Consider the following 25888-nt stretch of genomic DNA (forward strand, 5'->3'; position numbering starts at 1 on the left):
CTCTCTAGGCTACGCGGAGAAGGTGCGGATCAGCCGAGGGCGCTCCGGATGAGGGCCACCATGCGGTCGGACCCGTCGCGCACGCCGGCGGAGGCGGCACGCCGTCCCATCTCGGACGCGCGGTCCCGGTCCGCCAGCAGGGGCAGCAGCTGCGCGTCCACCCAGGGCGGCTGGAACTCCGCGTCGTCGACGAGCAGGCCGCCGCCCTCCCGGATCACGCCGGCCGCGTTGTAGCGCTGCTCGCCGTTGCCGATCGGGAACGGCACGTACACCGCGGGGATGCCGAGCGCGGCGAACTCGCTGACCGTCGCCGCGCCCGCACGGGCCACCGCGAAGTCGGCGATCGCCAGGGCGAGGTCCATCCGGTCGCAGTACTCGAGCAGGCGGTAGCCGTCCACACCCGGGTCGGTCAGCTCGCCGCGGCCGCCCTGGATGTGGAGCACCTGCCATCCGGCCGCGGTCAGCTCGGTCGCGCGCGCGACGATCGTCTGGTTGATCCGGCGGGCGCCGAGGGATCCGCCGGTCACCAGCAGGGTGGGGCGGTCGGGCGACAGCCCGAACTCGGCGGCCGCCTCGGGGCGCGCGGCCGCGCGGTCCAGTTGCTCGATCTCGACGCGCAGCGGCATCCCGACGAAGGTCGCATGCGGCAGCGGTGTGCCCTCGAAGGCGACGCCCACCCACGGCGTGTAGCGGGCGCCGAGGCGGTTCGCCAGGCCGGGTCGTGCGTTGGCCTCGTGCAGCACGAGCGGCACGCCTGCCTTGCGCGCGGCGGAGTACGCGGGGGCGGCGGCGTACCCGCCGAAGCCCACGACCGCGTCGATCCCCCGGGCGGCGATCAGGTCGCGCACGGTTCGGATGCTGCGCCGGTACTCCCCCGGGAACCGCAGAGCGGCCGCGTTCGGGCGCCGCGGGAACGGCAGCTTCGGGATGGTGGCCAGCTCGTAGCCGCGCTGCGGGACGAGCCGTGCCTCCAGCCCCTCCGCGGTGCCGAGCACCAGGACCTCGGCATCGGGTTCGTCACGGCGCAGGCGGTCGGCGACGGCGAGCAGCGGGTTGACGTGGCCGGCGGTGCCACCGCCGGCGAGGAGATAGCGGGTCACCGGCGCGCGCCCGACCGGTCTGCGATCGAGTCGCGGTGCGACTCCCGGGCGAACGACAGCACGATTCCGATGGCGATCATGGAACTGATCATCGCAGTCCCTCCCGCAGAGATCAGTGGGAGGGGGACGCCGAGCACCGGGATCACGCCCAGCACGACCGCGATGTTGACGAACGCCTGACCGATGAGCCAGACCATGATCGCCGCCGTCGTGACGCGAGCGAACGGGTCCGTGGACGCGTGGATGATGCGCAGGAACACGACCGCCAGCATCACGAACAGCAGGAGGACGACGACCGCGCCGATGAGGCCCAGCTCCTCGCCGATGATCGCGAAGATGAAGTCGGTGTCGGCGGCCGGCAGCCACGACCACTTGGAGTGGGAGTTGCCGAGCCCGACGCCGAAGACGCCGCCGGAGGCGAGGGCGTAGAAGCCGTTCTTGATCTGCCAGTCGACGTCGGGGTTCGCGACGCTGGTGCCGCCGAAGTAGGCGGAGATGCGGCCGATGCGGCTCGCGCTGCTGAGCGCGACGCAGATCGCGACCACGGAGACCGCGAGCACCCCGGTCACCAGGTAGCGGACGCGGACGCCGGCGAAGAAGAGCGCGCCGAGGATGAGCGCCGCGAGGATCATGGTCGTGCCGAGGTCCCCGCCGAGCGTGACGAGGGCGACCGCGCCGCCGGCCACCGGCACGATCGGGATGGCCACGTGCTTCCACTCGCTGAGCATGTCCCGTTTGCGAGCGAGGACCACGCCGAGCCAGACGACGAGCGCGAGCTTGATCGCCTCGGACGGCTGCGCGGTGAAGGAGCCGATCTTGATCCAGTTGCGGTTGCCGCCGATCTCCATGCCGAGCGGCGTCAGCAGCACCAGCACCTGCAGGAAGCAGGCGGCGGCCAGGAAGAACCAGATCGTCTTGCGCCAGAACGCGCGCGGGATTCGGGACACGACGAACATCAGCGGCAGGCCCACCAGGGTGAAGGCGCCCTGCGACCAGAACCGGGAGAAGAAGTTGTCGCTGTCGTTGTGCGACTCCACCGCCGACGACGACAGCACCATGACCAGGCCGAAGACGACCATGAACAGGGTGACGCCGAGGAGGAGGAAGTAGTTGGCCGACTCCGAGGTCATCGAACGCCCCAGCCCGATGCGGGTGGTGAGGGCGCTCAGCCGCCCGGCGGACTCGTGCTCCGCCGTCTCCTCGACGGGCCGCTCAGTCCTGCTGCGGGTCGGGACGCGAGGCGGGCTCGTCGTCATCCGCCTCACCTCCCAAGTACTCGTGCACGGCCGCCTGGAAGCGGCGACCGCGTTCTGCGTAGTCGGCGAACTGGTCCATCGACGCCGCCGCCGGAGCCAGCAGCACGGTGTCGCCCTCGCGGGCGAGACCGCCGGCCAGCCGCACCGCCGTCGGCATGACCTCACCAGTCTCGTCGGCCTCGACCTCGACCACCGGAAGCTCCGGCGCGTGTCGCTGGAATGCCGCACGCAGCGCGTCCCGGTCGACGCCGATCAGCACGGCGCCACGGAGTCGCCCGATGTGCTTCCCGACAAGGTCGTCCACATCCACGCCTTTGAGCAGGCCCCCGACGAGCCAGACCACCGACGGGTAGGCGCGCAGCGACGCGTCGGCCGCGTGCGGGTTCGTCGCCTTGGAGTCGTCGACCCAGTTCACGCCGTCCTGCGTCCGCACCAGCTCGATGCGGTGCGAGTCGAGGCGGAAGGCGGTCAGCACATCCCGGATCACCTGCGGGGAGACGCCGTAGGACCGGGCGAGGGCGCTGGCGGCCAGGATGTTCGCCACCACGTGCGGCGCGGCGAGGCCGGCCTCGGCCAGCTCGTCGAGCGTTGTCAGCTCCAGGGCCGCGTTCGCCCGGTCGTCCAGGAACGCACGATCGCAGAGGATGCCGTCGACGATGCCGAAGTCGCTGGGGCCGGGCACGCCGAGGCCGAAGCCGATGGCGCGGGCACCCTCGGTGACCTCCGCCTCCTCGACCATCCGGAGCGTGTTCTCGTCGGCCTTGTTGTACACGCAGGCGACCTGCGTGTTGTCGTAGACCTTCGCCTTCGCGGCGATGTACGCCTCCATCGAGCCGTGCCAGTCCAGGTGGTCGTCGGCGATGTTGAGGCACGCGGCCGAGAAGGGCGAGAGCTCGCCGCCGGGGTTCCGGTTGATCCAGTGCAGCTGGTAGCTGGAGAGCTCTACCACGAGCACGTCGAAGCCCTCGGGGTCGCGGATGGCGTCGAGCACCGGCACGCCGATGTTGCCGCACGGCGCCACGCGGTTGTCGCCGGCGAGGATCATCGTTGCGGTGAGCTGCACCGTGGTCGTCTTGCCGTTGGTGCCGGTCACGCAGATCCAGTCGGCAGGGCCGTCGGCGCCGTCCGGGCGGGCGACCTTGTCGCGGAGCCGCCAGGCGAGCTCGATGTCGCCCCAGACGGGGATACCGCGGGCCTCGGCCCACAGCAGCAGCGGGTGGTCCCAGTGGAAGCCGGGCGACACCACGACGAGCTCGGGGTCGAACTCCGCCAGACGCTCCGGCGGGGTCGACAGATCCTCCTGCTCGACCAGCTCGGCGCCGATGACCTCGAGCAGCATCCGTCGCTCGTCGTCGGCCTTCGCGGCGACGACGAGCACCTGCGCGCCCAGCTCGGCGAGCGTGTCCGCCACCGAGAACCCGGTGACGCCGAGGCCGTAGACGGCCACGCGCAGCCCGGACCAGTCGGCGTACCAGCTGGTCAGCTCCTCCAGGCGCCGTGCGTCGCTCATGTGGCCAGCCACTCCAGGTAGAACGAGCCGACGCCCGCCGCGACCAGCAGGCCGCCGATGATCCAGAACCGGACGACGACCGTCACCTCGGCCCACCCCTTCAGCTCGAAGTGGTGATGGATGGGGCTCATCAGGAAGATGCGTCTGCCATGGCTGAGCTTGAAGTAGGCCCGCTGCACGATCACCGACCCGGCCTCGATGACGAACAGGCCGCCGATGAGGATGAGCAGCAGCTCGGTGCGGCTCAGGATGGCGAGCGCGGCGACCGCGCCGCCGAGCGCCAGGGAGCCGGTGTCGCCGAGGAAGATCTGCGCGGGCGAGGTGTTCCACCACAGGAAGCCGACGACCGCGCCGACGATCGCGGTGGCCACGATCGCGAGGTCGAACGGGTCGCGCACGTCGTAGCACTTGGCGACGTTCTCGACGCTCAGCTTGACGTTCGCGCACGACTGGATCGACTGCCAGAAGCCGATGATGATGTACGCGCCGATGGCGAGGATGGACGCGCCGGAGGCGAGCCCGTCGAGGCCGTCCGTCACGTTCACGCCGTTCGAAGTGGCGGCGACCAGGAAGTTGATCCAGATCAGGTAGAGGCCGTATCCCACCAGGACGCCGATGACCCCGAACTTGGTGATCGCGCCGAAGTCGATGGCCGGCAGGTCGCGGATGAACGACACGCTCATCGTCGCCGGGGTGTAGTCGTTGCCGTTGGGGAACCGGATGGCCAGGAAAGCCCAGACGGTGGCCACGACCACCTGGCCAGCGACCTTGGCCCAGCCGGTCAGCCCGAGACTGCGCTCGCGCCGGGTCTTGAGGAAGTCGTCGATGAAGCCGACGATCCCGAGGCCCACCATGAGGAACAGCACGAGCAGCGCTGAGACGCTGGTCTCGTCGCCGGTGAGCAGCAGCGCGGTGAAGTAGCCGAACAGCGTGCCCAGGATGACGACGATGCCGCCCATCGTGGCGGTGCCGCGCTTGGCGTGGTGGCTCTGCGGACCGTCGTCGCGGATGAACTGCCCCCACTGGAGGCGGCGGAAGAGCCGGATGAACAGCGGCGTCAGGAACAGCGTGAACGCCATCGACAGCGCACCGGAGGTCAGCAGGGCTCTCACGCGAACGCCCCTCCCAGCCGGTCGCCGAGGAAGCGCAGGCCGGCCGAGTTGGAGGACTTCACCAGCACGGTGTCCCCGGGCCGCAGGGAGCCCTGCAGGTGCTCGAACGCCTCGTCCTGCGTCTCGAAGTAGACGGACTCCCCGTCCCACGAGCCCTCGTTGATCGCCGTGATGTGCATCCGGCGGGCCTCCGGCCCGACCACGACCAGCTGGTCGATGCCGAGACGGACGACGAGCAGGCCGATGCGGTCGTGCTCCTCCCCCGAGAACTCGCCCAGCTCGCTCATCTCGCCGAGCACGGCGATCGTGCGCCCGTCCGGCTCCGCGATCTGCGCGAGCGTCTTGATCGCCGCCGCCATGGAGTCCGGGCTCGCGTTGTAGGCGTCGTTGATCACGGTGACCTCGTCGTTGCCGAGCACCTCCATGCGTCCCCGCTCCGCGGTCTTCACCGACTGCAGGGCCGTCACGATGGTGTCGATGTCGACGTCGAGGACGTACGCGGACGCCGCCGCGGCCAGCGCGTTCATGACGTGGTGCTCGCCGAGCACCTGGAAGCGCACCGGGCGCGACTCGCCCTCGCCGCCGTCCCGCGACGGCAGGTGCAGCGTGAAGGAGGTGCCGCGACGGTCGGAGACGATGTCCGTCGCTCGGACGGCGGCCTGCTCGTCGAGCCCGAACCACAGCACACGGGCGATGGTCTTGTCGGCCATCGTGCGCACGCGCGCGTCGTCGATGTTCAGGATGGCGACATCCGAGTCGAGCAGGTCGGTGACCATCTCGGTCTTCGCCTGGAGCGTCTTCTCGATGCCGCCGAACTCGCCGGCGTGCGCCAGGCCCACCTTGAGGACGACGCCGACGTCCGGACGCGCCATGCGCACGAGCCGGGCGATCTCGCCGATGCCGCTCGCACCCATCTCGGCGACGAGGAACTGCGTCTCCTCGGTGACCTGCAGCATCGTCACCGGCGCGCCGACCTCGTTGTTGAAGGAGGCGCGGGGCGCGATGGTCGGGCCGACCTGCTCCAGGACGGCGCGCAGGAGGTTCTTCGTCGTGGTCTTGCCGTTCGAGCCCGTGATGCCGACGATCTTCAGCAGGCCGAGGGCGCGGACGCGCGCGATGACCTCGGTCGCCAAGTCGCCGAGCGCGACCACCGTGTCGTCGACGAGCAGCTGCGGCACCGGGAGGTCGAGCGCATGGTCGACCACGAGCAGGGCGGCGCCGGCCTCGACGGCCTGCGGGGCGAACAGGTGACCGTCGGTGACCTCTCCGGGCTTGGCGAAGAAGATCGTGCCGGGCACGACCTCGCGGGAGTCGGTGGTGGACAGGCCGTCCACCGTCGTGTCGGGCGTGGCGTCCGTGCCGTCGAGCAGCAGGGTGCCTCGGGTGGCCTCGGCGATCTCGGCCAGGGTCATCGCGATCATCAGAGCCACCCGGCCTCTCGGAGCGCGAGACGGACGTCCTCGCGGGCGGAGTACGGCAGGCGCTGGCCGGCCACCTCCTGGTAGTCCTCGTGCCCAGGTCCGGCGTAGAGGACGACGTCGCCCTCCCCGGCCAGGGACAGCGCGGTCCGGAAAGCCGCCCGCGGGTCCGGGACCTCGTACAGCTCGAGGTCGGGGACGGCCGTGCGGGCGCCCTCGAGCAGGGCGGCGCGGATGGTCGCCGGGTCCTCCCAGCGCGGGTGGAAGTCGGTGATCACCACGGCGTCGGAGCCGCGCGCGGCGATGGCGCCCATGTCGGTGCGCTTGGTGGTGTCGCGGTCGCCGTCGGCGCCGAACACCATGACGATGCGGCCGTCGGTCACCTTGCGCAGCGCGCTCAGGGTCGACAGGAACGCGTCGGGGCTGTGGCCGTAGTCGATGAAGACGACGGGGCCCCGGTCGCCCGACAGGCGCTCGGCGCGGCCCGGGATGTAGGCATCGATGCCGCCGTCGCGCTCGAGCGCGGCGCCGATGGCGTCGAGATCGTAGCCGGACTCGACGAGCATGACGATCGCGAGGGCGGCGTTGGCCGCGTTGTAGGCGCCGAGGAGCGGGATGCTCGTCTCGAGCCGGCGGCCGTCCGGACCCTCGAGTGCGAAGGCGGTGCGCTCCAGCGTCTCGTCCAGCACGGTCAGCGTCCACTCGGCGTCCGAGCCGGGCGAGCTCGACAGCGTCGCGACGGGGATGCGGGACTGCTCCACCAGCTGCCGGCCCCAGTCGGAGTCGACGGTGACGACACCACGGCGGGCGCGGTCCGGCTGGAACAGCTCCAGCTTGGCGGCGAAGTAGTCGTCCATCGCGGCGTAGTCGTCGAGGTGGTCGTGGCTGAGGTTCGTGAAGCCGACGACGTCGAACACGATCCCGTCGACGCGATGACGGCTGAGCGCCTGCGCCGACACCTCGATCGCGGCGGCGCGCACGCCCTCCTCGCGCATCCGCGCCAGCAGGGCGTGCAGCTCGCTCGCCTCGGGAGTGGTGAGCTTGCTCGTGTTGACCGTGTCGCCGATGCGGCGCTCGGCGGTCGAGCTGAGCCCGGCGACGACGCCGAGCTGGCCCAGGATGGCGTTGAGCAGGTAGACGACGCTGGTCTTGCCGTTGGTGCCCGTCACTCCGAACAGCGTCGCCGAGTTCTCGTCGGTGCGGTAGATCCAGGCCGAGACGGCGCCGAGCGCGGCGCGCGGGTCGGGCGTGACGATGACCGGGAGGCCGGAGTCGGCGGCGAGGGCCGCACCCTCCTCGTCGGTCAGCACGGCGACAGCGCCCGCCTCGGCGGCGGCGGCGGCGTACGTGGCTCCGTGGGAGTTGCGCCCGGGCACGCCCACGTAGAGGTCGCCCGGCTCGACGGCCGAGCTCGCGAGGGCCGCGCCGGTCACCTCGACCCCGTCGAGGTCGCCGCGGCAGTCAAGGCCGAACTCCGCGACCAGCTGGGCGAGCGGGCGGGCGACGGGATGCTCGGGGCGCAGAGAGGATGGCGCCGGTCCTGTCACGGGGCTCACTTTCGGTAGACGGTGTTCATCAGTAGTAGGGCGGATAGCCCGCCGGGCTCGACGTCGACGGCTTCACCCGGTAGGTCTTCAGCACTTGACTCATGATCGTGTGGAACAGCGGAGCGGCCGCTGCCGACGAAGTAATGGTAGTCGGGAATCCGAGGTTGACCGAAACGACGTACTGCGGATCGTCCACCGGCGCGACGCCCATGACGGACACGTAGTACGACGGCAGATAGCCGCCTTTGCCGTCCGGTTGCTGGGCCGTTCCGGTCTTCGCGGCGATGCGGTAGCCCGGGATCTGGAGCTGCTTCTTGAGCTCGCCGTCGGTCACCACCGACTCCATCATCCCGAGCGTGGTGGACGCCGCCTGGGCCGAGACCACCTGCGTCGCCTTGGCGTTCGGGATGTCGGTCACGGTGCCGTCCGGGTGCTCGCACCCTTCCACGAACGACAGCGGGATGCGCGTGCCGCCGTTGGCGAGCGCCTGGTACGCGCCGACCATCTGGATCTGGGTGGCGGAGACGCCCTGGCCGAACATGGTCGCGTACTTGGTCTGGTCGTCCCACTCGCTCACCGGGTGCAGGACGCCGTCGGACTGGTCGGGATACGGCAGGCCGCTCGACTCGCCGATGCCGAACTTCTTGAGGTAGTCGTAGCGCGTCTGGTCGCTGAGCGCCTTGCCGAGCTGCGACATGCCCGTGTTCGACGACATCATCAGCACGCCGGTGAGGGTGAGCCGCAGGGGGGCGTGGTAGCCCGAGTCGTGCAGATCGGCGCCGTTGCCCGACTTCCACGAGTAGGGGGCGAGCACCGGGCTCGTCGGCGTCGCCTTGCCCTGGTCGATCAGCATCGCGGCGGTCAGCGCCTTGAACGTCGATCCCGGCTCGCGCGGGTCGGTGAGCGGCTGGAGCCGCCAATAGGAGGGATCGGTCGCGTCGATGTTGTTCGGGTCGAGCGCCGGCCACTGCGCGATCGCCTTGACCTTGCCGGTCTTGGCCTCCGCGACGGTGACGAACCCGAACTTCGAGCCGGTCGCCGCCACCTGCTGGGCCAGCGTCTGCTCGGCGAACCACTGCAGGTCGCCGTCGATCGTGAGCTTGAGCGTGCCGCCGTCCTTCGCCTGCTTCTGCACGACGGTGCTCCCGGGGATGGCGACACCATCGGCTCCGCGCTGGTAGGTCTCCTCGCCGTTCTGACCGGCGAGGCACGTGTTCTCGCTCTTCTCGAGCCCCGAGTCGCCGCCGTCGGAGAGGAAGCCGAGCAGGTTTCCCGCGACCGCACCGTTCGGGTAGCTGCGCGCCTGCTTCTTGGTGAAGGTGAGCCACGGATACGGGAGCTTGTCGAGCTTGTCGAACGTGCCGACGTCCATCCCGGACTTGATCAGCACGTACTGCGACTTGGGGTCCGCTTTGAGCGCCGCGTCGATCAGCGCGACGACCGCGTCGCCGCCCTTGCCGGTGATGGCGCCGATCTTCGCCGCCGCCTCGACCATCTTGTCGCGGCCGCCCGCGATCGCGTCCTTCGGCGACGCGGCGGCGGTGTAGGTGTAGACCGTCGTCGCGAGCACCGTGCCGTCGGCGTCGACGATGTCGCCGCGGTTGCCCAGCAGCGGCGTCGAGACCTCTTTGGCGGTGACGGACTGTCGCTGCAAGGCGTCCGCCCGAACGACCTGGATGTCGACGAGCTTGGCGCCCAGGATGCCGACGGTCGCCGCGACGGCGAGCACCGTCACGGCGGTCCGCCGCCGCAGCATCTTCTTGCTGACCATGCTCCAGCCCGTTCCGTCGTCAGTGCGTCACCGGAGTCGGCAACGCTCCCTGCAACGGTACGGTCGGAGCGGTCGGGGACGCGGTCGCCGCACCCTGACCTGTGGAATTCCCAGCCTGGGTTCCGGTTGTGGACGCTTTCGCGCCGGCGACGGCCTTCTGCTGCGCCGCCGTCACCAGCGGAACGCCGGCGAGCTGCGCGTTCGGCACCAGGTTCCCCTGCGCGCCGGTCACCGTCCCGGCCGCGCCGTTGGCGGGCGCCGGCGCCCCCAGCACCGCGCCGTCGGACAGCCGCAGGTAGGCCGGGCTGCTGTTGCTCACCATCCCGAGCGCGTTGGCGTTCGCCGCGAGATTCTGCGGGGACGAGACGCGGTTGAGGTCTTCGGAGGCGGCCTGGTACGACCGCTGCAATTGCGTCTGCTTCTCCTGCAGGCTGTTCAGCTGATAGGCGCCCTGCGAGATCCCGATGCTCAGCAGCAGCTGGGACACGACGATCGCCAGCAGCGTGCCGACCGCGATCACCGCGTACAGCGCACGCGGACGCGCCCGCCGCTGCGAGCGCGTTGGGACGACCTCGAGATGGGTGCGCTTCGGCTCCTCCGCCGGGGCGGGGAGGGCTCCGCCCGTCCACAGAGCGGCGGGCCGCCTGCGGGTGGGCGCCGGGACGGCCTCTGCCAGGGTGGTGCTCACGGGCGCCTCCTCGTCTGTTCGGTGGTGGATGCCGCAGGGCGCACCCGCTCGGCCGCGCGCAGTCGCACCGGCGTGGCCCGCGGGTTCGCGGCCTTCTCGTCGTCGTCCGCGAGCTCGGCGCCGCGGATCAGCAGTTTCAGTTCGGGCCGGTGCTCCGGGAGCTCGACCGGGAGCCCGGCGGGGGCGCTGGAGGTGGACCGGGTCTGCAGCTCGCGCTTCACGATGCGGTCCTCGAGGGACTGGTACGCCTCGACCACGATCCGACCCCCGACGTTCAGCGCGTCGATGGCTGCGGGGATCGCGCGCTCGAGCACCGCGAGCTCCTGGTTGACCTCGATCCGCAGCGCCTGGAAGACCCGCTTGGCCGGGTGCCCCTGTCGTTGCTGAGCGACCGGGGTCGCCTTGGTGATCAGGTCGACCAGCTGGCCGCTGCGCTCGATGGGCTGCCGCTCCCGCTCCTCGACGATGCGCCGCGCGTAGCGGCCCGCCAGCTTCTCCTCGCCGTAGTCACGGAAGATGCGGCGCAGGTCCACCTCGGAGTACTCGGCGACGACGGTCGCCGCCGTCAGCTCGCTCGTGCCGTCCATCCGCATGTCGAGCGGGGCGTCCTTCGAGTACGAGAAGCCGCGCTCCACCCGGTCGAGCTGGAGGGACGAGACGCCGAGGTCGAACAGCACGCCGTCGATGTGCTCGAAGCCTTCGCCCTCCACGGCCTCGCGGATGCCGTCGTAGACGGTGTGGACGAGGTGGACGCGGTCGCCGAAGCGCTCGAGCCGCTGCCCTGCGATGGCCAGCGCCTCGGGGTCGCGGTCGAGTCCGACGAGGGTGACGTCGGGGAAGCGCTCCAGGATGCCGGCCGAGTGGCCACCCATCCCGAGCGTCGCGTCGACGAACACCGCGCCGGGCCGCGTCAGCGCGGGCGCCAGCAGCTCGATGCAGCGCTCGAGGAGCACCGGGGTGTGGATTCTGTCGTTGGAGTCGGTCATGGCCGTCCGGGACGGTCCGCGTGCCCCTGGTTCCGGATCCCCATCCATCCCGACCTGACACCGGGGAAGTGGTGTCAGGGCGTATGGCTGGGAGTCCGGCGTCAGGGACACAGCGGTCAGAAGAGTCCCGGGATCACCTCCTCCTCCGTGCTCGCGAACGCCGCCTCCTGCTCGGTGAGGTAGGTCTCCCAGGCGGTGGCGTCCCAGATCTCCGCGCGGCTGCCCGCGCCGATCACGACCAGGTCGCGATCCAGTCCCGCGTACGAGCGGAGCGCGGCCGGGATGGTCACGCGGTTCTGCTTGTCCGGGACCTCGGCGCTCGCCCCCGAGAGGAACACGCGCAGGTAGTCGCGGGCCTGCTTGCTCGTCACCGGCGCCTGACGGATCTTCTCGTGCAGCGATTCGAACTCCCGCTGCGAGAAGACGTAGACGCAGTGCTCCTGGCCTCGGGTGAGGACGAGGCCGGACGCGAGCTCATCCCGGAATTTCGCCGGCAGGATGATGCGCCCCTTCTCGTCCAGCTTGGGGGCATGCGTACCGAGGAACATCGGCTGCCACCCCCACTCTCCCGGCCCAGGTTGCGGTGTGCCTCCACTTTACTCCACTCTCATCCACAAATCGATGCACATTGGCCTGAATGCCCCGAATTGGGTACGCGGACCCGCGAAATCACGGGGCAGAACGGGGTGGAGGGAAATGGAGCGGCAGGGATGCCCGGCGGGCACGAAAAAAGGGCCGATCTCTCGATCGGCCCTTCCCGGGGTGAGTCTGTGGAGCGGAGTGGAGGGCTAGCCCTCGCCACCGTCGTTGCGCTTGTCCCAGCGGTCGTTCATGCGGTCCATGAACCCGGTCTGGCCGCCGCGGGCCTTGGCCTTCTTCGGCTCGGGCGCTCCCGGCTCGACCGCGACGCGCTTGCCCGGGGCGATGGCCACCAGGACGCCGGCGAACATCACGACGAAACCGAGGATGCCCACCAGGGGCTGCTGGAACCAGACGCCCAGCACCAGGACGATGACGCCGACGACGGCGAGCAGGATGCCCAGGACGATCGACCGGTACGCGGGTCTCGCCCGCTTGCCGCCGACCTTGGCGACGAAGTCCGCGTCGTTCTGGTAGAGACTGCGTTCCATCTCTTCGAGGAGGCGCTGCTCGTGTTCCGAAAGCGGCATCCGGATCCCCCTCTTTCTCGTGGGTTCGAGGCTAGGTCAGCCTGATTCTAACCTCGCGGGTCTGGCTAGGCTAGGCGTGTGTCTGAAAGCATCCGATTCACCGACCTCATCCAGTCGAGAATCGATGGATTCTTCGAATCACGCGCCTCCATTCTCGTCTCCATCGCCGATGAGCTCTCTCCGGTAGCAGGGTTCTCAAGGGATTTTCTCAGCGGCGGCAAGCGGTTCCGCGCGCTGTTCTGCTTCTGGGGCTGGCAGGCCGTGCGCACCGCGGGCGATGTGGTCGACGACGGCAGCGACGCGGGGTCCGTCCCAGCCTCCGGAGCGCTCGACGCGGTGGTCTCGGTGGCGAGCGCGCTCGAGCTGTTCCACGCCGCGGCTCTGGTGCACGACGACATCATCGACAACTCGGACACGCGCCGCGGCGCCCCGGCCGCGCACAAGCGGTTCGAGCGCCTTCACGACCAGGAGGGCTGGGGCGGTTCCGGCGCGGCGTTCGGCACCGGGGCCGCGACGCTCCTCGGCGACCTGCTCCTCATCCTGAGCGACGAGCTCTTCGACGAAGGGCTGACCCAGCTCGTCAGCGCGCCCGCCCGCCGCGCCGCGCGCGCGGAGTTCAACCGGATGCGGCTCGATGTGACCGCCGGCCAGTACCTCGACATCTTCGAGGAGATCGGCTGGCAGGGCCGCCCGGACTCCGACCAGCTGGCGCGCGCCGAGCGGGTCATCGTCTTCAAGTCGGCGAAGTACTCGATCGAGTCGCCGCTGCTCATCGGCGGCGCTCTCGCCGGCGCGAACGTCGGCCAGCTGGAGGCGCTGCGCGACTTCGGGCTCCCCCTCGGCATCGCCTACCAGCTGCGGGACGACCTGCTCGGCGTCTTCGGCGATGCGGACGTCACAGGGAAGCCCAGTGGCGACGACCTCCGCGAGGGAAAGCGCACGGTGCTCATCGCGCTCACCCGGGATGCCATCCCGTCCGGAGCCCGGGCTGCTCTCGACGAACTGCTCGGCGACCCCGACCTCACGCCGGAGCAGATCCGGACGATGCAGCTCACCATCCGCGAGTCCGGCGCGGTGGAGAAGGTGGAGCGGATGATCGCGGACAACGTGTCTCGGGCGATCGCCGCGCTCGATGCGGCGCCGCTCGGAGCCGCGGCCAAGGCGCACCTCCGGGACCTCGCCACGACGGTCACCCGCCGGACGGCGTGACGCGCAGGCTGTTCGCTACGCGAGCGCCTGAGCGACCCGGCGGACCTCGGCCTTTCGGCCGGCGCGAAGCGCCTCGATCGGCGACGTTCCCAGGCTCTCCTCCTCCTCGAGCAGCCAGTCGACCGCCTCGTCGTCGCTGAAGCCGTCGTCGGCCAGCACGATGAGGGTGCCGTGCAGCTCGCTGAGGGGCTGACCGTCCTTCAGGAAGGCGGCGGGAACCTTGAGCACGCCGTCGACGCGCTTGGCGCCGAGATGGCGGTCTTCGATGAGGCGACGGACCCGGCTCACGCTCAGGCCCAGCAGCTCGACGAGGTCGGGGACGGTCAACCACTCCGTGGTCTGGACGGGCTCGCTCACCCTCCCAGCGTGCCACGAGTGGACCGGCCGCGCACGTTTCCCTGATTGTTACGATCAGGTAAACTCCTGTCACATGCGTCACTTGCGTTGACTTGCATATCCAACCGTGCCAGCGTGGTATGTCGACGTGTCACTCGAACAGGGGGTCCCCATGGCTCAGGCAGACACCGGCAGGATCCGCGGCATGCTGGGCACGGTGCCGATCGCCGTGGCGAGCTCGCTCGCGGTGACGATGGGGCTGGTCACACCGGCGCAAGCGGCTCCCGCGGAGCACCGGGCCACCGACCGAGCCGGAGACACCGGCGAGGTCGGGGCCTTCGGCCGATCGACCGTCGTCAGCACGATCGAGCGCACGCCCGACGCGTCTGCAGCGCAGACGAGCGTGGCCGCCGCCCCGGCGAGCTACCGCGTGCAGTCGGGCGACACCGTGTCGGGCATCGCCGCTCGCTTCGGCCTCTCGACGGCCGCCGTGCTCGCCATGAACGGGCTGAGCTGGAAGAGCCTGATCTTCCCCGGTCAGGTGCTGGCGCTCGCGGGCCCGGCCGCCGCGCCGGCAGCGCCCGCGGCACCCGCCCCGGCACCGGCGGCACCGGCGGCCCCGGCTGCCCCCGCCACCACGACGTACACGGTCGCCCGCGGCGACACCGTCAGCGGCATCGCCGGACGTTTCGGTGTGACCACGAAGGCCGTCCTCGCGGCGAACGGCCTCAGCGCGTCGAGCCTCATCTTCCCCGGGCAGAAGGTCCGCATCCCGGGCATCACCACCGCGGCGGTCAACACGCCGACGCCCGTGGTCGCCGCACCCGTCGCGGCGCCCGCGCCGCTGCCGGTCGCCGCTCCGGGCCGCGTCGTCGCCCTCACCGACGAGATGCGGGGCAACGCCGCGCTCATCGTCCGCCTCGGGCGTCAGCTCGGCGTGCCCGATCAGGGCATCGTGATCGCGCTGTCCGCCGCCGCCCAGGAGTCCGGCCTCCGCAATGTCCGCTACGGTGACCGCGACTCGCTCGGCCTGTTCCAGCAGCGCCCGAGCACCGGTTGGGGAACGCCCGACCAGGTACTCGATCCCACGCGCGCCACGCTCGCCTTCTACGGAGGCGCGTCGAACCCCAACAAGGGACGCACCCGCGGCCTGCTCGACATCCCCGGGTGGAGCGGGATGACCGTCACGCAGGCCGCGCAGTCCGTGCAGCTCTCGGCCTTCCCCGATGCCTACGCCAAGTGGGAGGCCTCCGCCCGCGCGTGGCTCGCCCAGCTCGGCTGACGGCCGTGCACGCTGCGGAAGGTCACAGCCCGGTCACAGCCCTCGCCCTCACCGGTGTTTTGAGTCGGTTCCGGCATACGTCGTTCCTTAGACTCGATTCGTGACCACGAGCCAGACCGACCCGATGATCGGCCGTCTCATCGACGGCCGGTATCAGGTGCGCTCGCGGATCGCTCGCGGAGGCATGGCGACCGTCTACCTGGCCACCGACCTCCGCCTCGAGCGCCGGGTCGCGATCAAGATCATGCACGGCCACCTCGCCGACGACTCGACCTTCAAGAGCCGCTTCGTGCAGGAGGCGCGCTCGGCCGCCCGGCTCGCGCATCCCAACGTGGTCAACGTGTTCGACCAGGGCCAGGACAGCGACATGGCGTACCTGGTCATGGAGTACCTGCCGGGCATCACGCTGCGCGACCTGCTCAAGGACTACGGCAAGCTCACGCCCGAGCAGACCATCGACATCATGGAGGCCGTGCTCTCGGGCCTGGCCGCCGCGCACAAGGCGGGCATCGTCCACCGCGACCTCAAGCCCGAGAACGTGCTGCTGGCCGACGACGGGCGCATCAAGATCGGCGACTTCGGTCTCGCGCGCGCCGCCTCCGCCAACACGGCGACCGGGCAGGCGCTGCTCGGCACCATCGCCTACCTCTCCCCCGAGCTCGTCACCCGCGGCGTCGCCGACGCCCGCAGCGACATCTACGCGCTCGGCATCATGATGTACGAGATGCTGACCGGCCAGCAGCCCTTCCAGGGCGAGCAGCCGATGCAGATCGCCTACCAGCACGCCAACGACGCCGTCCCGGCGCCGAGCGCCAAGAACCCGGCGGTGCCAGCCGAGCTCGACGAGCTCGTTCTGTGGGCGACAGAGAAGGACCCGGACCGGCGCCCGCGCGACGCCCGCGAAATGCTCGACCGCCTGCTCGAAGCGGAGAAGTCGATCCGCGGGGAAGCCGTGCTCCAGCCGACCATGGTGCTGCCTCCGGCCTTCGACATCGAGGCGGGCGACACGCAGATCATCAACCCCGCCATCCGGCAGCAGGTCGCGTCGAGCACGCCGGCCGCGACCGACACCCTGACGAAGGCCGCCGCCAAGCGCCGCTCGAAGGGCTGGTGGCTGTTCGCGCTGGTCATCGTCCTCGCGGGCGTGGCCGCCGGCACCGGCTGGTACTTCGGCGCCGGCCCCGGATCGCTGGTCGCCGTCCCGAACGTCGTCAACAGCGCACCGGATGCGGCGACCGCGCAGCTGACGAAGCTCGGCTTCAAGGCCGCCCAGGCCCCGGAGTACAGCGTGACCGTCGCAAAGGGCCTGGTCTCGAGCACCGACCCGAAGGCGGGCGTGCCCGCCGGTCGCGGAAGCACGGTCACGCTGCGCATCTCGCAGGGCCCGAAGCCGGTCGACATCCCACCGCTCGCCGGCCTCACAACGGACGCGGCCAAGAGCGCGATCACAGCTGTCGGCGCGAAGGTCGGCGACGTCACGCCGCAGTTCGACGCCAAGGTTCCCGCCGACACCGTCATCTCGGCGACGCGCGCCGACAACGGCGCCGACATCTCGGGCGGCGGCTCCTACTTCGAGGCCGCGGCGGTCAACCTCGTCGTCTCGGCGGGCGCCATCCCGGATGTGGCGGGCAAGTCGGTCGACGACGCCAACACCATCCTGAGCAAGGTCGGCCTCCACACGGCCGCCGGCCCCGAGAGCTACAGCGACACGGTCGACAAGGGCGACGTCATCTCGGCCAAGCCGCAGAACGACCCGGTGCGCCCCGGCGACACCCTGCTGTTGGAGACGTCGAAGGGCCCCGAGCCCGTGACGGTGCCGGATGTCGTGGGGAAGAACTGGGCGGACGCCAAGAAGGCACTGACGGACGCCGGCTTCAAACTCAAGTACAGCGCCATCGCCGACGTCGCGCCGTCCGCGTTCGTCGTGTCCAAGATCTCGCCGGAAGCGGGTACGCAGCAGCCCAAGGGCTCCACGATCTCGGTCAACTTCGCAGGCTTCTAGACCCGGCGACCTCGATCACAGCTCCTCGGGCGGCGTCTCTCCTCGCGTCCTTCCTGCAAGCCCCCAGCCCTCCCCTGCCGCGCGAAACGGAGGAGTCTCGGGCATGCCCACGCCGCGACGCCTCCGTTACACGGCGGACTCCGGCGTGTTGTCGGCGATCTCCTCCGTTCTGCTCGCGCCTTACGGGAGGCGCGAAACGGAGGACGACCGGCCGCTCCGAGCCCCGTCAACCCGAAACGGAGGAGTCCCGCGGCAACTCGCCGCGGGACTCCTCCGTTTCGTGTGCGCGCGACTCAGGCGCGGGACAGCTCCTCCGCGACCAGGAACGCCAGCTCCAGCGACTGCTGGTGGTTGAGGCGCGGGTCGCACAGCGACTCGTAGCGGGTGGCCAGGGTCTCCTCGTCGATGTGCTCGGAGCCGCCCAGGCACTCGGTCACGTCGTCGCCGGTCAGTTCGACGTGGATGCCGCCCGGGTTCGTGCCCGCGGCGCGGTGCGCCTCGAAGAATCCCTTCACCTCGTCGACGATGTCGTCGAAGCGGCGGGTCTTGTAGCCGTTCGGCGTCGTCAGGCCGTTGCCGTGCATCGGGTCGGTGACCCACAGCGGCTTCGCGTCCGAGCGCTTGATCGCCTCGAGCAGCGGAGGAAGCGCATCCCGGATCTTGCCCGCGCCCATGCGCGTGATGAACGTCAGACGGCCGGGCTCGCGCTCGGGGTCGAGCTTGTCGATCAGACGCAGCATGTCGTCGCGCGAGGTGGTCGGGCCGAGCTTCACGCCGATCGGATTGCGCACCCGCGACAGGAAGTCGACATGCGCGCCGTCGAGCTCGCGCGTCCGCTCGCCGATCCAGACGAAGTGCGCCGACGTGTTGTACGGCGTGCCCGTGCGGGAGTCGATGCGGGTCATCGGGCGCTCGTAGTCCATGAGCAGCGCCTCGTGGCTGGAGTAGAACTCCACCCGGGTGAGCTCGTCGAAGTCGGCGCCCGCCGCCTCCATGAACTTGATGGCGCGGTCGATCTCGCGGGCCAGGCCCTCGTAGCGCTGATTGGCGGGGTTCGCGGCGAAGCCCTTGTTCCAGCTGTGCACCTGGCGCAGGTCGGCGAAGCCACCCTGGGTGAAGGCGCGGATGAGGTTCAGCGTGGATGCGGCGGTGTGGTACCCCTGCACCAGACGGCGCGGGTCGGCCTGGCGCGACTCCGGCGTGAAGTCGTAGCCGTTGACGATGTCGCCGCGGTACGCGGGCAGGGTGACGCCGTTGCGGGTCTCGGTGTCGCTGGACCGCGGCTTGGCGAACTGCCCGGCCATGCGCCCCATCTTGATGACCGGCACCGAGGCGCCGTAGGTCAGCACGACCGCCATCTGCAGCACCGTCTTGACGCGGTTGCGGATCTGGTCGGCGGTCGCCCCGGCGAAGGTCTCGGCGCAGTCGCCGCCCTGCAGCAGGAACGCCTCGCCGGACGCGGCGCGCGCGAGCCGGGTGCGCAGCTGGTCCACCTCGCCGGCGAACACGAGCGGCGGGAGGGTCGCGATCTCCGCAGACGCCGCGGCGGCGGCCTCACGGTCCGGCCACTCCGGCTGCTGCTTGATCGGGAGGGTGCGCCAATAGTCCAGGCCCTCGATCACGGACTCGTCTGGTCGCACGACGGGCTCTGTGGTCTGTAGCACTGGTCTTCCGCTCACTCGGTGTGGATGGGGATATCCGAGCCTATCGCGAATGGCGGGGCGCCCGTCCTACTGTGACAGCGTCGCCCGCTTCTCCTTGACCGTGGTGGCGTAGACGTCGACGTATTCCTGCGCGCCGAGACGCTGCAGCTCGTACATGATCTCGTCGGTGACCGAGCGCAGGATGAAGCGGTCGCCCTCCATCCCGTCGAACCGCGAGAAGTCCAGCGGCTTCCCGACGATGATGCCGATGCGGCCGATCTTCGGAAGGCGGGTTCCGATCGGCATGATCTTGGCGGTGTCCACCATCGCCACCGGGACGACGGGGACGCCGGCCTCCAGGATCATGCGGGCGACGCCCGTCCGGCCGCGGTACAGCTTGCCGTCGGGGCTGCGCGTGCCCTCCGGGTAGATGCCCAGGATCTCGCCGCGGGCGAGCACCGCGAGTCCGGTGTTGAGGGACGCCTCCGACGCCTTGCCGCCCGAGCGGTCGATGGGCAGCTGGCCGGTGGCGTTCATGAAGGCCTTGGTCGCCCATCCCTTGATCCCGCGGCGCGTGAAGTAGTCGCTCTTCGCGAGGAAGGACACGTGCCGGTCCACCTCGAGCGGCAGGAAGATCGAGTCGATGAACGACAGGTGGTTGCTCGCCAGGATGACGGCGCCCTCGGCGGGGATGTTCTCGAGGCCGACGACCCACGGCCGGAAGATGCCGCGCAGCAGCGGGCCCACGACCACGTACTTCATCAGCCAGTAGAACATCGAACCGAAGCCTATCCCCCGCGTCGGCTCAGAGCGAGGATGCGTGCAGCCGCGCCAGGTCCGCGGCGCCGACGACACCGGCGTCGTTCACCAGCTCGGCGATCACGAACTCCGGCTCGGGGTGGAACCCGCGGGCGGGCAGGTTCTCGAGATAGGCCTGGCGGATCGGCTCGAGCAGCAGCTCGCCGGCCTGGGCGACGCCGCCGCCGAAGACGAACAGCTGCGGGTCGAGGACGGCGCCGAGGCTCGCGCAGGCCTGGCCGAGCCAGTCGCCCAGCTGGCGCAGCGCGGCGAGCGCGCCGGGGTCCCGCGCGGTGATGAGGGCGCTGATGTCGTGGCCGGTCAGGGCGCCGGTCCGGGCGCGGACGTCCGCGAGGCCCTGGCCGATGCCGCCCGCGTCGGCGAGCTCGTTGGCCATGCGCTGCAGCGCGCGTCCCGATCCGTACTGCTCGATGCAGCCGTGCGCGCCGCAGCCGCAGGGCAGGCCGCCGGGGACGACGCGCATGTGACCGATCTCGGCGCCCGCGCCGAAGCCGCCGCGGAACAGGCGGTCGTTGCTGACGATGGCGCCGCCGACGCCGGTGCCGATGGTGAGGATGACCATGTCGGAGACCAGGCGCCCAGCGCCGTAGCGGAACTCGGCCCAGCCGGCGGCGTTCGCGTCGTTCTCGATGAGCACCGGAAGCTCGATCCGCCTCTCGAGCTTCTCGCGGAACGGCTCGTGCCGCCAGTTGATGTTCGGCGCGTAGTAGACGGTGGACTGCGCGGCGTCGATGAAGCCCGCGGCCGCGACGCCGGCGCCGGCGATCTCCTCCGGACCGTCGGACAGGCGCTCGATCATCTCGACGACGGCGTTCTCGATCTGCTCCGGACGGCTCGCGTCGGTGGGCACCCGGTCCTCGCGCACGATCACGCCGAGCTCGTCGACGACGGCTCCCGCGATCTTGGTCCCGCCGATGTCGATGCCGATGGCGTGCACGTGTGGCCTTCCTGAGTGCGGGGGTGGGGGTGGCACCGGGGCGCAGAAGGCTCCCGGCCAAACCATCTAGAGTGTAATCAACCCATCCGGCCGAAGCCATTCGGCCGGAAGCCCGCCGCCCGGTATCGAGGGAGCTACCGTGAATCTGTTCGAAACCCCCGCAGTCGTCCCCGCCGACCCGGAGGCCAACGCCACCGACCTGCTCGTGCAGCGCGTGGCCGAGACCCCGGACCAGCCGCTGTTCAGCCTGCCCGACGGCGCAGGATGGAAGGACGTGACGGCCGCGGAGTTCCACCGGCAGGTGATCGCGCTGGCGAAGGGCCTCGTCGCGGCGGGCATCCAGCCGGGCGACAAGATCGGGCTGATGTCGAAGACCCGGTACGAGTGGACGCTGATCGACTTCGCGACCTGGTTCGCCGGTGCCGTGCTGGTCCCCATCTACGAGACCTCCTCCCCCACCCAGATCCAGTGGAACATGTCCGACTCGGGCGCCATCGCGGTGTTCCTCGAGACGGCCGAGATGCACGCCCGCTTCGACGAGGTCCACCCCGAGCTCCCGCTCATCGGGACCGTCTGGCAGCTCCACCTGGGCGACCTCGACAAGCTCGCCGCCGCCGGCCGCGACGTCCCGGACGAGGAGATCGAGCGCCGCCGCAACCTGGCGAAGGGCTCGGACATCGGCACGCTCATCTACACGTCGGGTTCGACCGGACGGCCGAAGGGATGCGTCCTCACCCACTCCAACTTCGTCGAGCTGTCGCGCAACTCGGCCGAGGCGCTGAAGGAGGTCGTGCAGCAGCCGGGCGGAGCATCCACCCTCCTGTTCATCACGACCGCGCACGTCTTCGCGCGCTTCATCGCCGTGCTGTGCGTGACGGGCGGCGTGAAGGTCGGCCACCAGGCGGACACCAAGCAGCTGCTGCCCGCGCTCGCGAGCTTCAAGCCGACGTTCCTCCTGGCCGTTCCGCGGGTGTTCGAGAAGGTCTACAACTCGGCGGAGCAGAAGGCCGAGAGCGGTGGACGCGGCAAGATCTTCCGCGCGGCGGCAGAGGTCGCCGTCGAGCACTCGAAGGCCGTCGAGGCCGGGTCGGTGCCGTTCGCGCTCAAGCTGAAGTTCGCGCTCTACGACCGGCTGGTGTTCTCGAAGCTGCGCGCGGCGATGGGCGGCCGGGTGAAGTTCGCGGTGTCGGGATCCGCCCCGCTGGGCTCGCACCTCGGCCACTTCTACCACAGCCTCGGCATCAAGATCCTCGAGGGCTACGGCCTCACCGAGACGACCGCTCCCGCGACCGTGAACCGGCCCGACATGTTCAAGATCGGGACCGTCGGCCCGGCGTTGCCGGGTGTCGACCTGCGTCTCGCCGAGGACGGGGAGATCCAGGTCCGTGGCATCAACGTCTTCAAGGAGTACTGGAAGAACCCGGAGGCGACGGCCGCGGCGTTCGACGACGGCTGGTTCAAGACCGGTGATCTCGGGTCCTTCGACTCGGACGGGTACCTGACGATCACGGGCCGCAAGAAGGAGATCATCGTCACCGCCGGCGGGAAGAACGTGTCGCCGGCGGCGCTGGAGGACCCCATCCGCTCCAACCCGCTGGTCAGCCAGGTGATCGTGGTCGGCGACCAGAAGCCGTTCATCTCGGCGCTCATCACGCTCGACACCGAGATGCTGCCGACCTGGCTCGCGAACAACGGCGAGGACAAGGACATGACCCTCGCCGAGGCGTCCGTGAATCCGGCCGTGCACGCCGAGATCCAGCGGGCGATCGACCACGCGAACGCGGGCGTCTCGCGCGCCGAGAGCATCCGCAAGTTCGTCGTGCTCGCCACGGAACTGACCGAGGCGAGCGGCCACCTGACGCCCAAGCTCAGCATCAAGCGCAACGTCATCCTGGCCGACTTCGCGGACGTCGTCGACGGGATCTACAGCGACAACCCCAGCACGCAGGGCTTCTCGCTCGCCCACTGACGCCTCCTCCCTCACGATTCGTGCCGAATGTGCGTTCAGGGCCGCCCTAAACGCACATTCGGCAGGAATTCTCGGACGCGGCTGTAGAAGGCCGGTCGATTGCTGAAGAGGTCGGCGGCGGTGACGCGCATCACACGCCAGCCCTCGGCCTCGAGCATCTCTTGGCGCACGATGTCGTCGTGCCACTGTCGACGGTCGACGCGATGGCCGTCGCCCTCGTACTCGAAGGCGACCCGGTGCACGGTGTGGCTGAGATCGGGATGAAGCGTCAGCCGCCCACCCGCGACCACTATGGGACGATTCACGTCGAGACCGTCGAGCCCCCACTTTTCGAGGACGAGCCGAAGAAGCGTCTCCGGACGTGAATCCACACCCCAGCGGATGCGCGACAACGCCCAGGAGCGCTTGGAGGCTCCCTTGGTGCGCCGTCGGTGGGCGCTGATGTCGACGAGCTCTCCCAGGTCGACGAGCCGTTCACGTTTGCGCGCGCCGACCAGGTGATCCCCCGCCGCCACGAGATCCTCACGGCTCAGCAGACCGGACAATTGGCACCACACATGGGCCGGAGCGGCTACGGGCATCCCGTCGAGGACGATCCCGGTCATCCCGCCGAGGCTGTGGCCGACGACGCCTCGACCCGCCGGCGGTGTGCGCGGGAAGGCGACGGAGACGTGGATCGGATCGTGTACGGACACGGCGGGAAGCGGTATTCCGAGTAGAACCGCCCCAGTCTGGTGGCTGAACCAGGCGTCCTCGGGCATGACCGGCAGGTAAGCGCGGCAGAGTTCACGGACGGTCGACGGCGGCGAGGCGACATGCACGCCGTGGAACGGGTGACGCAGGTCTCGCGCTCGGAGCCGTCGCGCGGCGACTCCGACGCTGCGCGCGTCGCCGGTCGTGAACGGCTCGTCGCCGAGCTGTGGAGGCAAGGGGTGCGGTGAGCGCATCCCTCAGGGTCTCGCGCTCCGCAAGTCTGGAGGAGGCGTCCCCCGCTTCTGTGGACAACTCGCCCTCTCCACAGCAGAGCGCGGAGGCGGATTCGTGCCGAATGTGCGTCATGGGGCGCCCATAACGCACATTCGGCACGAATCTCGAAGTGGCTAGACCTCGTTGCGCCAGGAGTGGGTGGGGGCGTACCCGAGGATGCGACGGGCCTTGTCGATGGAGAGCAGGGTGTCGTTGACGCCGAGTTCTCGCTTCAGCGGGACGCCGGGGAAGACCTCTGCGACCAGCTCCGCGTTCGGGCGGCTCATGACGGTGTCGGCGGCGGCGACGATGAAGCGGTCGAAGCCGGTCGTGTCCCACTCGAGGGCGCGGCGGATCGCCTGGGCGCCGTCGCGCGCGTCGATGTAGCCCCACAGGTTCCACTTGCGGGCCCACGGGTCGTCGTCGAACGCGGGGAAGGCCGCGTAGTCTTCGGGGTCCATGACGTTGGAGAAGCGGAGGGCCACGATCTTGAGCGCCGGATCCCAGCGGACCAGCTCGATCGCCATCTGCTCCTCGAGGTGCTTCACCAGCGAGTACGTGCTCTCCGGGCGCGCCGGGTAGTCCTCGTCCACCGGGATGTACGGCGGCGGCACGTCGAACGGCAGGCCCAGGACCGTCTCGCTCGACGCGTACACGACGTTGCGGATGCCCGCGCGCCGCGCCGCCTGGAAGACGTTGTAGGTGACCCGGATGTTGTTGTGGAAGGTCGCCACGTCGCTCAGGATGCCCGGGGCAGGGATGGCCGCCAGGTGCACGATCGCGTCGAAGCCGTCGTGCTGATCGTTCACGCCCAGGATGGCGTCGAGCGTCTGGCCGTAGTCGGTCAGGTCGACGCGGACGAAGCCGGGACCGCGCTCCCCCGTCGCGTCCAGGGAGACGACGTGGTCCCCGTTCTTCCGCAGCTCGCGCACCACGGTGCGTCCGAGCTTGCCCGATCCTCCGGTGACCGCAATGCGCATACGGCCATCCTAGGCGCGGCGAAGGCGACCGGCGGGCTCGTCGTGGATCAGCTGCTGCGCTCGCTGGTGGGAGACACCGAGCACGACGCCGATCTCGCGGACCGTATAGCCCTGAGCCTTGAGGCTTCGTGCGATCTCCCGACTCATCCCCATCGCGCGAGCTTCCTGGTCTTCCAGTGCGGCTCTCAAATGGCGCAGTTCGTCGATCTCCCGATCCACCTCGGGCGTGATGGAGGCCACGACGTGCACATCGACCGAAGATTCGGGAACTCCCGAGACCCAGGCGATGGCCTCCCGCTGGGCGGCCTCCACCTCGTTCAAGCGCTTCACCTGAGAGATGGCTCCCGGCACCTCGTCGCATTGCGCGACCCACCAGGAGCCGGCGCGCTCAGCATGAGACGTGTACATCGTCATCGCCACCACCCTTTTCCCAACTCGCTCGCGAACTGATCCCAGAACTTCTTGGCGGCCTGATCGGGCATCTCGGAATGCCGGCCGATGGTGCTTCGTGTAGCGCCGACTATCACGCCTGTATGGTTCGTGAGCTCGACCTCCCGGTACTCCAAGCCCGCTTGCCGCGCCGCCGTCTTCAGTCGCTTGAGGACGGCGGCTTTCTTCATCGATCCAGTCTAGTCCGACTAGACACAAGGCGTCTAGAGCTCTAGACGCGTCAGAACCAGTCGGACTCGCGCACCTGCTTCATCGCCTCGCGACGACTCTCCTTGTCGAGCCGGTCGAGGTAGAGCGTGCCGTCGAGGTGGTCGGTCTCGTGCTGGAGCGCCTGCGCGAGCACGCCGGTGCCGGCGACCTCGATCGGGTTGCCCTCGAGGTCGACGCCCGTCACCCGCGCGTACGGGTAGCGCAAAGTCTTGAACCAGAGGCCCGGGACGGAGAGGCAGCCCTCGTCCATCAGCTCCGGCTCCCCCGACACCTCGGCGAGGACCGGGTTGATCACGTAGCCGACCTGACCGTCGACGTTGTAGCTGAAGGCGCGCTCGTTCACGCCGATCTGCGGCGCGGCGACGCCGGCGCGGCCGGGCGGCAGAACGCTGTCCACCAGGTCCTCGACGAGGCCGCGGACGCCGTCGTCGATGTCGCCGATCGGCTCCGACGGGGTCTTCAGCACGGGGTCGCCGAACAGGCGGATCTGGCGTTCGGTCACAGGTACTCCTCGAAACGGCGGGGTGG

Annotated in this window: 25 protein-coding genes; 5 read left to right on the top strand and 20 right to left on the bottom strand. The window is 70.0% G+C overall.

Annotation, left to right across the window (positions count from 1 at the left end; all coding sequences use genetic code 11):
- Positions 1-29: 29 nt before the first annotated feature.
- The 11 genes from AB0P25_RS00365 to AB0P25_RS00415 all read right to left on the bottom strand — a co-directional run bounded on the left by AB0P25_RS00365 (position 30) and on the right by AB0P25_RS00415 (position 12557).
- Entirely contained in the window at positions 30-1100 is a 1071-nt protein-coding gene (locus AB0P25_RS00365) for a UDP-N-acetylglucosamine--N-acetylmuramyl-(pentapeptide) pyrophosphoryl-undecaprenol N-acetylglucosamine transferase (RefSeq protein WP_363804723.1), read from the bottom strand.
- Positions 1097-2356: a putative lipid II flippase FtsW gene (gene ftsW, locus AB0P25_RS00370; protein WP_363804724.1), complete on the bottom strand. Its 1260-nt coding sequence runs from the start codon at positions 2354-2356 to the stop codon at positions 1097-1099. The genes AB0P25_RS00365 and ftsW overlap by 4 nt, the downstream gene beginning before the upstream one ends.
- The gene (gene murD / locus AB0P25_RS00375; protein ID WP_363804725.1) at positions 2313-3866 is read right to left on the bottom strand and encodes a UDP-N-acetylmuramoyl-L-alanine--D-glutamate ligase; all 1554 of its coding nucleotides are present in this window, start codon (positions 3864-3866) and stop codon (positions 2313-2315) included. Before murD ends, ftsW begins: the two co-directional genes overlap by 44 nt.
- Entirely contained in the window at positions 3863-4978 is a 1116-nt protein-coding gene (gene mraY, locus AB0P25_RS00380) for a phospho-N-acetylmuramoyl-pentapeptide-transferase (RefSeq protein WP_363804727.1), read from the bottom strand. Before mraY ends, murD begins: the two co-directional genes overlap by 4 nt.
- Entirely contained in the window at positions 4975-6399 is a 1425-nt protein-coding gene (gene murF, locus AB0P25_RS00385; RefSeq protein WP_363806203.1) for a UDP-N-acetylmuramoyl-tripeptide--D-alanyl-D-alanine ligase, read from the bottom strand. Before murF ends, mraY begins: the two co-directional genes overlap by 4 nt.
- Entirely contained in the window at positions 6399-7943 is a 1545-nt protein-coding gene (locus tag AB0P25_RS00390) for a UDP-N-acetylmuramoyl-L-alanyl-D-glutamate--2,6-diaminopimelate ligase (protein WP_363804729.1), read from the bottom strand. The genes murF and AB0P25_RS00390 overlap by 1 nt, the downstream gene beginning before the upstream one ends.
- 28 nt (positions 7944-7971) lie before the next feature.
- Positions 7972-9714, bottom strand: coding sequence for a penicillin-binding protein 2 (locus AB0P25_RS00395; protein ID WP_363804730.1), 1743 nt, complete (start codon positions 9712-9714; stop codon positions 7972-7974).
- A gap of 19 nt (positions 9715-9733) precedes the next feature.
- Positions 9734-10402 (bottom strand): hypothetical protein, encoded by a 669-nt coding sequence (locus tag AB0P25_RS00400; RefSeq protein ID WP_363804731.1) that lies wholly within the window; start codon positions 10400-10402, stop codon positions 9734-9736.
- Positions 10399-11388, bottom strand: a complete 990-nt coding sequence (gene rsmH / locus AB0P25_RS00405) for a 16S rRNA (cytosine(1402)-N(4))-methyltransferase RsmH (RefSeq protein WP_363804733.1) — start codon at positions 11386-11388, stop codon at positions 10399-10401. Before rsmH ends, AB0P25_RS00400 begins: the two co-directional genes overlap by 4 nt.
- A gap of 116 nt (positions 11389-11504) precedes the next feature.
- Positions 11505-11936 carry a division/cell wall cluster transcriptional repressor MraZ gene (mraZ, locus tag AB0P25_RS00410; protein ID WP_064109324.1) on the bottom strand — a complete coding sequence of 144 codons (432 nt, stop codon included), beginning with the start codon at positions 11934-11936 and terminating at the stop codon, positions 11505-11507.
- A 240-nt stretch (positions 11937-12176) separates the two neighbouring features.
- A complete protein-coding gene (locus tag AB0P25_RS00415; protein WP_363804735.1) occupies positions 12177-12557 on the bottom strand; it encodes a DUF3040 domain-containing protein in 381 nt (126 codons plus the stop codon).
- Positions 12558-12635: 78 nt separating this feature from the next.
- Here AB0P25_RS00415 and AB0P25_RS00420 point away from each other — a divergent pair, with 78 nt between their 5' ends.
- A complete protein-coding gene (locus tag AB0P25_RS00420) occupies positions 12636-13766 on the top strand; it encodes a polyprenyl synthetase family protein (protein ID WP_363804737.1) in 1131 nt (376 codons plus the stop codon).
- 15 nt (positions 13767-13781) lie between these two features.
- On the opposite strand, the gene AB0P25_RS00425 is transcribed toward AB0P25_RS00420, so the two are convergent.
- Entirely contained in the window at positions 13782-14123 is a 342-nt protein-coding gene (locus AB0P25_RS00425) for an Rv2175c family DNA-binding protein (protein ID WP_363804738.1), read from the bottom strand.
- A 151-nt stretch (positions 14124-14274) separates the two neighbouring features.
- On the opposite strand from AB0P25_RS00425, the gene AB0P25_RS00430 reads away from it, so the two are divergent.
- Both AB0P25_RS00430 and pknB read left to right on the top strand, forming a co-directional pair.
- Positions 14275-15384, top strand: coding sequence for a LysM peptidoglycan-binding domain-containing protein (locus AB0P25_RS00430; RefSeq protein ID WP_363804740.1), 1110 nt, complete (start codon positions 14275-14277; stop codon positions 15382-15384).
- A gap of 100 nt (positions 15385-15484) precedes the next feature.
- A complete protein-coding gene (pknB, locus tag AB0P25_RS00435) occupies positions 15485-17386 on the top strand; it encodes a Stk1 family PASTA domain-containing Ser/Thr kinase (RefSeq protein ID WP_363804741.1) in 1902 nt (633 codons plus the stop codon).
- Positions 17387-17679: 293 nt separating this feature from the next.
- Here pknB and AB0P25_RS00440 read toward each other — a convergent pair whose 3' ends face one another.
- From AB0P25_RS00440 to AB0P25_RS00450, 3 genes are all read right to left on the bottom strand, one after another.
- The gene (locus tag AB0P25_RS00440) at positions 17680-19008 is read right to left on the bottom strand and encodes a class II 3-deoxy-7-phosphoheptulonate synthase (RefSeq protein ID WP_363806205.1); all 1329 of its coding nucleotides are present in this window, start codon (positions 19006-19008) and stop codon (positions 17680-17682) included.
- A 108-nt stretch (positions 19009-19116) separates the two neighbouring features.
- The gene (locus tag AB0P25_RS00445) at positions 19117-19806 is read right to left on the bottom strand and encodes a lysophospholipid acyltransferase family protein (RefSeq protein WP_363804742.1); all 690 of its coding nucleotides are present in this window, start codon (positions 19804-19806) and stop codon (positions 19117-19119) included.
- A 28-nt stretch (positions 19807-19834) separates the two neighbouring features.
- On the bottom strand, positions 19835-20785 hold the full coding sequence (locus tag AB0P25_RS00450; RefSeq protein ID WP_363804743.1) for an ROK family glucokinase: 951 nt from the start codon (positions 20783-20785) through the stop codon (positions 19835-19837).
- Positions 20786-20924: 139 nt separating this feature from the next.
- Between AB0P25_RS00450 and AB0P25_RS00455 the strand changes: the two genes are divergently transcribed.
- The gene (locus tag AB0P25_RS00455) at positions 20925-22754 is read left to right on the top strand and encodes an AMP-dependent synthetase/ligase (protein WP_363804744.1); all 1830 of its coding nucleotides are present in this window, start codon (positions 20925-20927) and stop codon (positions 22752-22754) included.
- 35 nt (positions 22755-22789) lie between these two features.
- Here AB0P25_RS00455 and AB0P25_RS00460 read toward each other — a convergent pair whose 3' ends face one another.
- Positions 22790-23515, bottom strand: a complete 726-nt coding sequence (locus AB0P25_RS00460) for a hypothetical protein (protein WP_363804745.1) — start codon at positions 23513-23515, stop codon at positions 22790-22792.
- Positions 23516-23569: 54 nt separating this feature from the next.
- Between AB0P25_RS00460 and AB0P25_RS00465 the strand changes: the two genes are divergently transcribed.
- Positions 23570-23695, top strand: a complete 126-nt coding sequence (locus AB0P25_RS00465; RefSeq protein WP_363804746.1) for a hypothetical protein — start codon at positions 23570-23572, stop codon at positions 23693-23695.
- Positions 23696-23854: 159 nt separating this feature from the next.
- Here the strand turns inward: AB0P25_RS00465 and AB0P25_RS00470 are convergent, their stop codons facing one another.
- From AB0P25_RS00470 to def, 4 genes are read right to left on the bottom strand one after another with little or no spacing between them, the layout of a single operon-like run.
- Complete coding sequence (locus tag AB0P25_RS00470) at positions 23855-24700, bottom strand: NAD(P)-dependent oxidoreductase (protein ID WP_363804747.1); 846 nt, start codon at positions 24698-24700, stop codon at positions 23855-23857.
- A 9-nt stretch (positions 24701-24709) separates the two neighbouring features.
- Entirely contained in the window at positions 24710-25114 is a 405-nt protein-coding gene (locus AB0P25_RS00475; RefSeq protein ID WP_363804748.1) for a hypothetical protein, read from the bottom strand.
- A complete protein-coding gene (locus AB0P25_RS00480; RefSeq protein ID WP_363804750.1) occupies positions 25111-25320 on the bottom strand; it encodes a ribonuclease PH in 210 nt (69 codons plus the stop codon). The genes AB0P25_RS00475 and AB0P25_RS00480 overlap by 4 nt, the downstream gene beginning before the upstream one ends.
- A gap of 50 nt (positions 25321-25370) precedes the next feature.
- Complete coding sequence (gene def, locus AB0P25_RS00485) at positions 25371-25862, bottom strand: peptide deformylase (protein WP_363804751.1); 492 nt, start codon at positions 25860-25862, stop codon at positions 25371-25373.
- Positions 25863-25888: the final 26 nt, after the last annotated feature.

Source organism: Leifsonia sp. NPDC077715, from assembly GCF_040686855.1.
GTDB lineage: Bacteria > Actinomycetota > Actinomycetes > Actinomycetales > Microbacteriaceae > Leifsonia.

Excerpts from the sequence above, each read along its gene's own strand:
- ftsW (WP_363804724.1), bottom strand. The coding sequence starts at position 2,356 with ATGACGACGAGCCCGCCTCGCGTCCCGACCCGCAGCAGGACTGAGCGG.
- murD (WP_363804725.1), bottom strand. The coding sequence starts at position 3,866 with ATGAGCGACGCACGGCGCCTGGAGGAGCTGACCAGCTGGTACGCCGAC.
- murF (WP_363806203.1), bottom strand. The coding sequence starts at position 6,399 with ATGATCGCGATGACCCTGGCCGAGATCGCCGAGGCCACCCGAGGCACC.
- AB0P25_RS00395 (WP_363804730.1), bottom strand. The coding sequence starts at position 9,714 with ATGGTCAGCAAGAAGATGCTGCGGCGGCGGACCGCCGTGACGGTGCTC.
- rsmH (WP_363804733.1), bottom strand. The coding sequence starts at position 11,388 with ATGACCGACTCCAACGACAGAATCCACACCCCGGTGCTCCTCGAGCGC.
- mraZ (WP_064109324.1), bottom strand. The coding sequence starts at position 11,936 with ATGTTCCTCGGTACGCATGCCCCCAAGCTGGACGAGAAGGGGCGCATC.
- AB0P25_RS00415 (WP_363804735.1), bottom strand. The coding sequence starts at position 12,557 with ATGCCGCTTTCGGAACACGAGCAGCGCCTCCTCGAAGAGATGGAACGC.
- AB0P25_RS00430 (WP_363804740.1), top strand. The coding sequence starts at position 14,275 with ATGGCTCAGGCAGACACCGGCAGGATCCGCGGCATGCTGGGCACGGTG.
- AB0P25_RS00445 (WP_363804742.1), bottom strand. The coding sequence starts at position 19,806 with ATGTTCTACTGGCTGATGAAGTACGTGGTCGTGGGCCCGCTGCTGCGC.
- AB0P25_RS00460 (WP_363804745.1), bottom strand. The coding sequence starts at position 23,515 with ATGCCCGAGGACGCCTGGTTCAGCCACCAGACTGGGGCGGTTCTACTC.
- AB0P25_RS00465 (WP_363804746.1), top strand. The coding sequence starts at position 23,570 with ATGCACGCCGTGGAACGGGTGACGCAGGTCTCGCGCTCGGAGCCGTCG.
- AB0P25_RS00470 (WP_363804747.1), bottom strand. The coding sequence starts at position 24,700 with ATGCGCATTGCGGTCACCGGAGGATCGGGCAAGCTCGGACGCACCGTG.
- AB0P25_RS00475 (WP_363804748.1), bottom strand. The coding sequence starts at position 25,114 with ATGACGATGTACACGTCTCATGCTGAGCGCGCCGGCTCCTGGTGGGTC.
- AB0P25_RS00480 (WP_363804750.1), bottom strand. The coding sequence starts at position 25,320 with ATGAAGAAAGCCGCCGTCCTCAAGCGACTGAAGACGGCGGCGCGGCAA.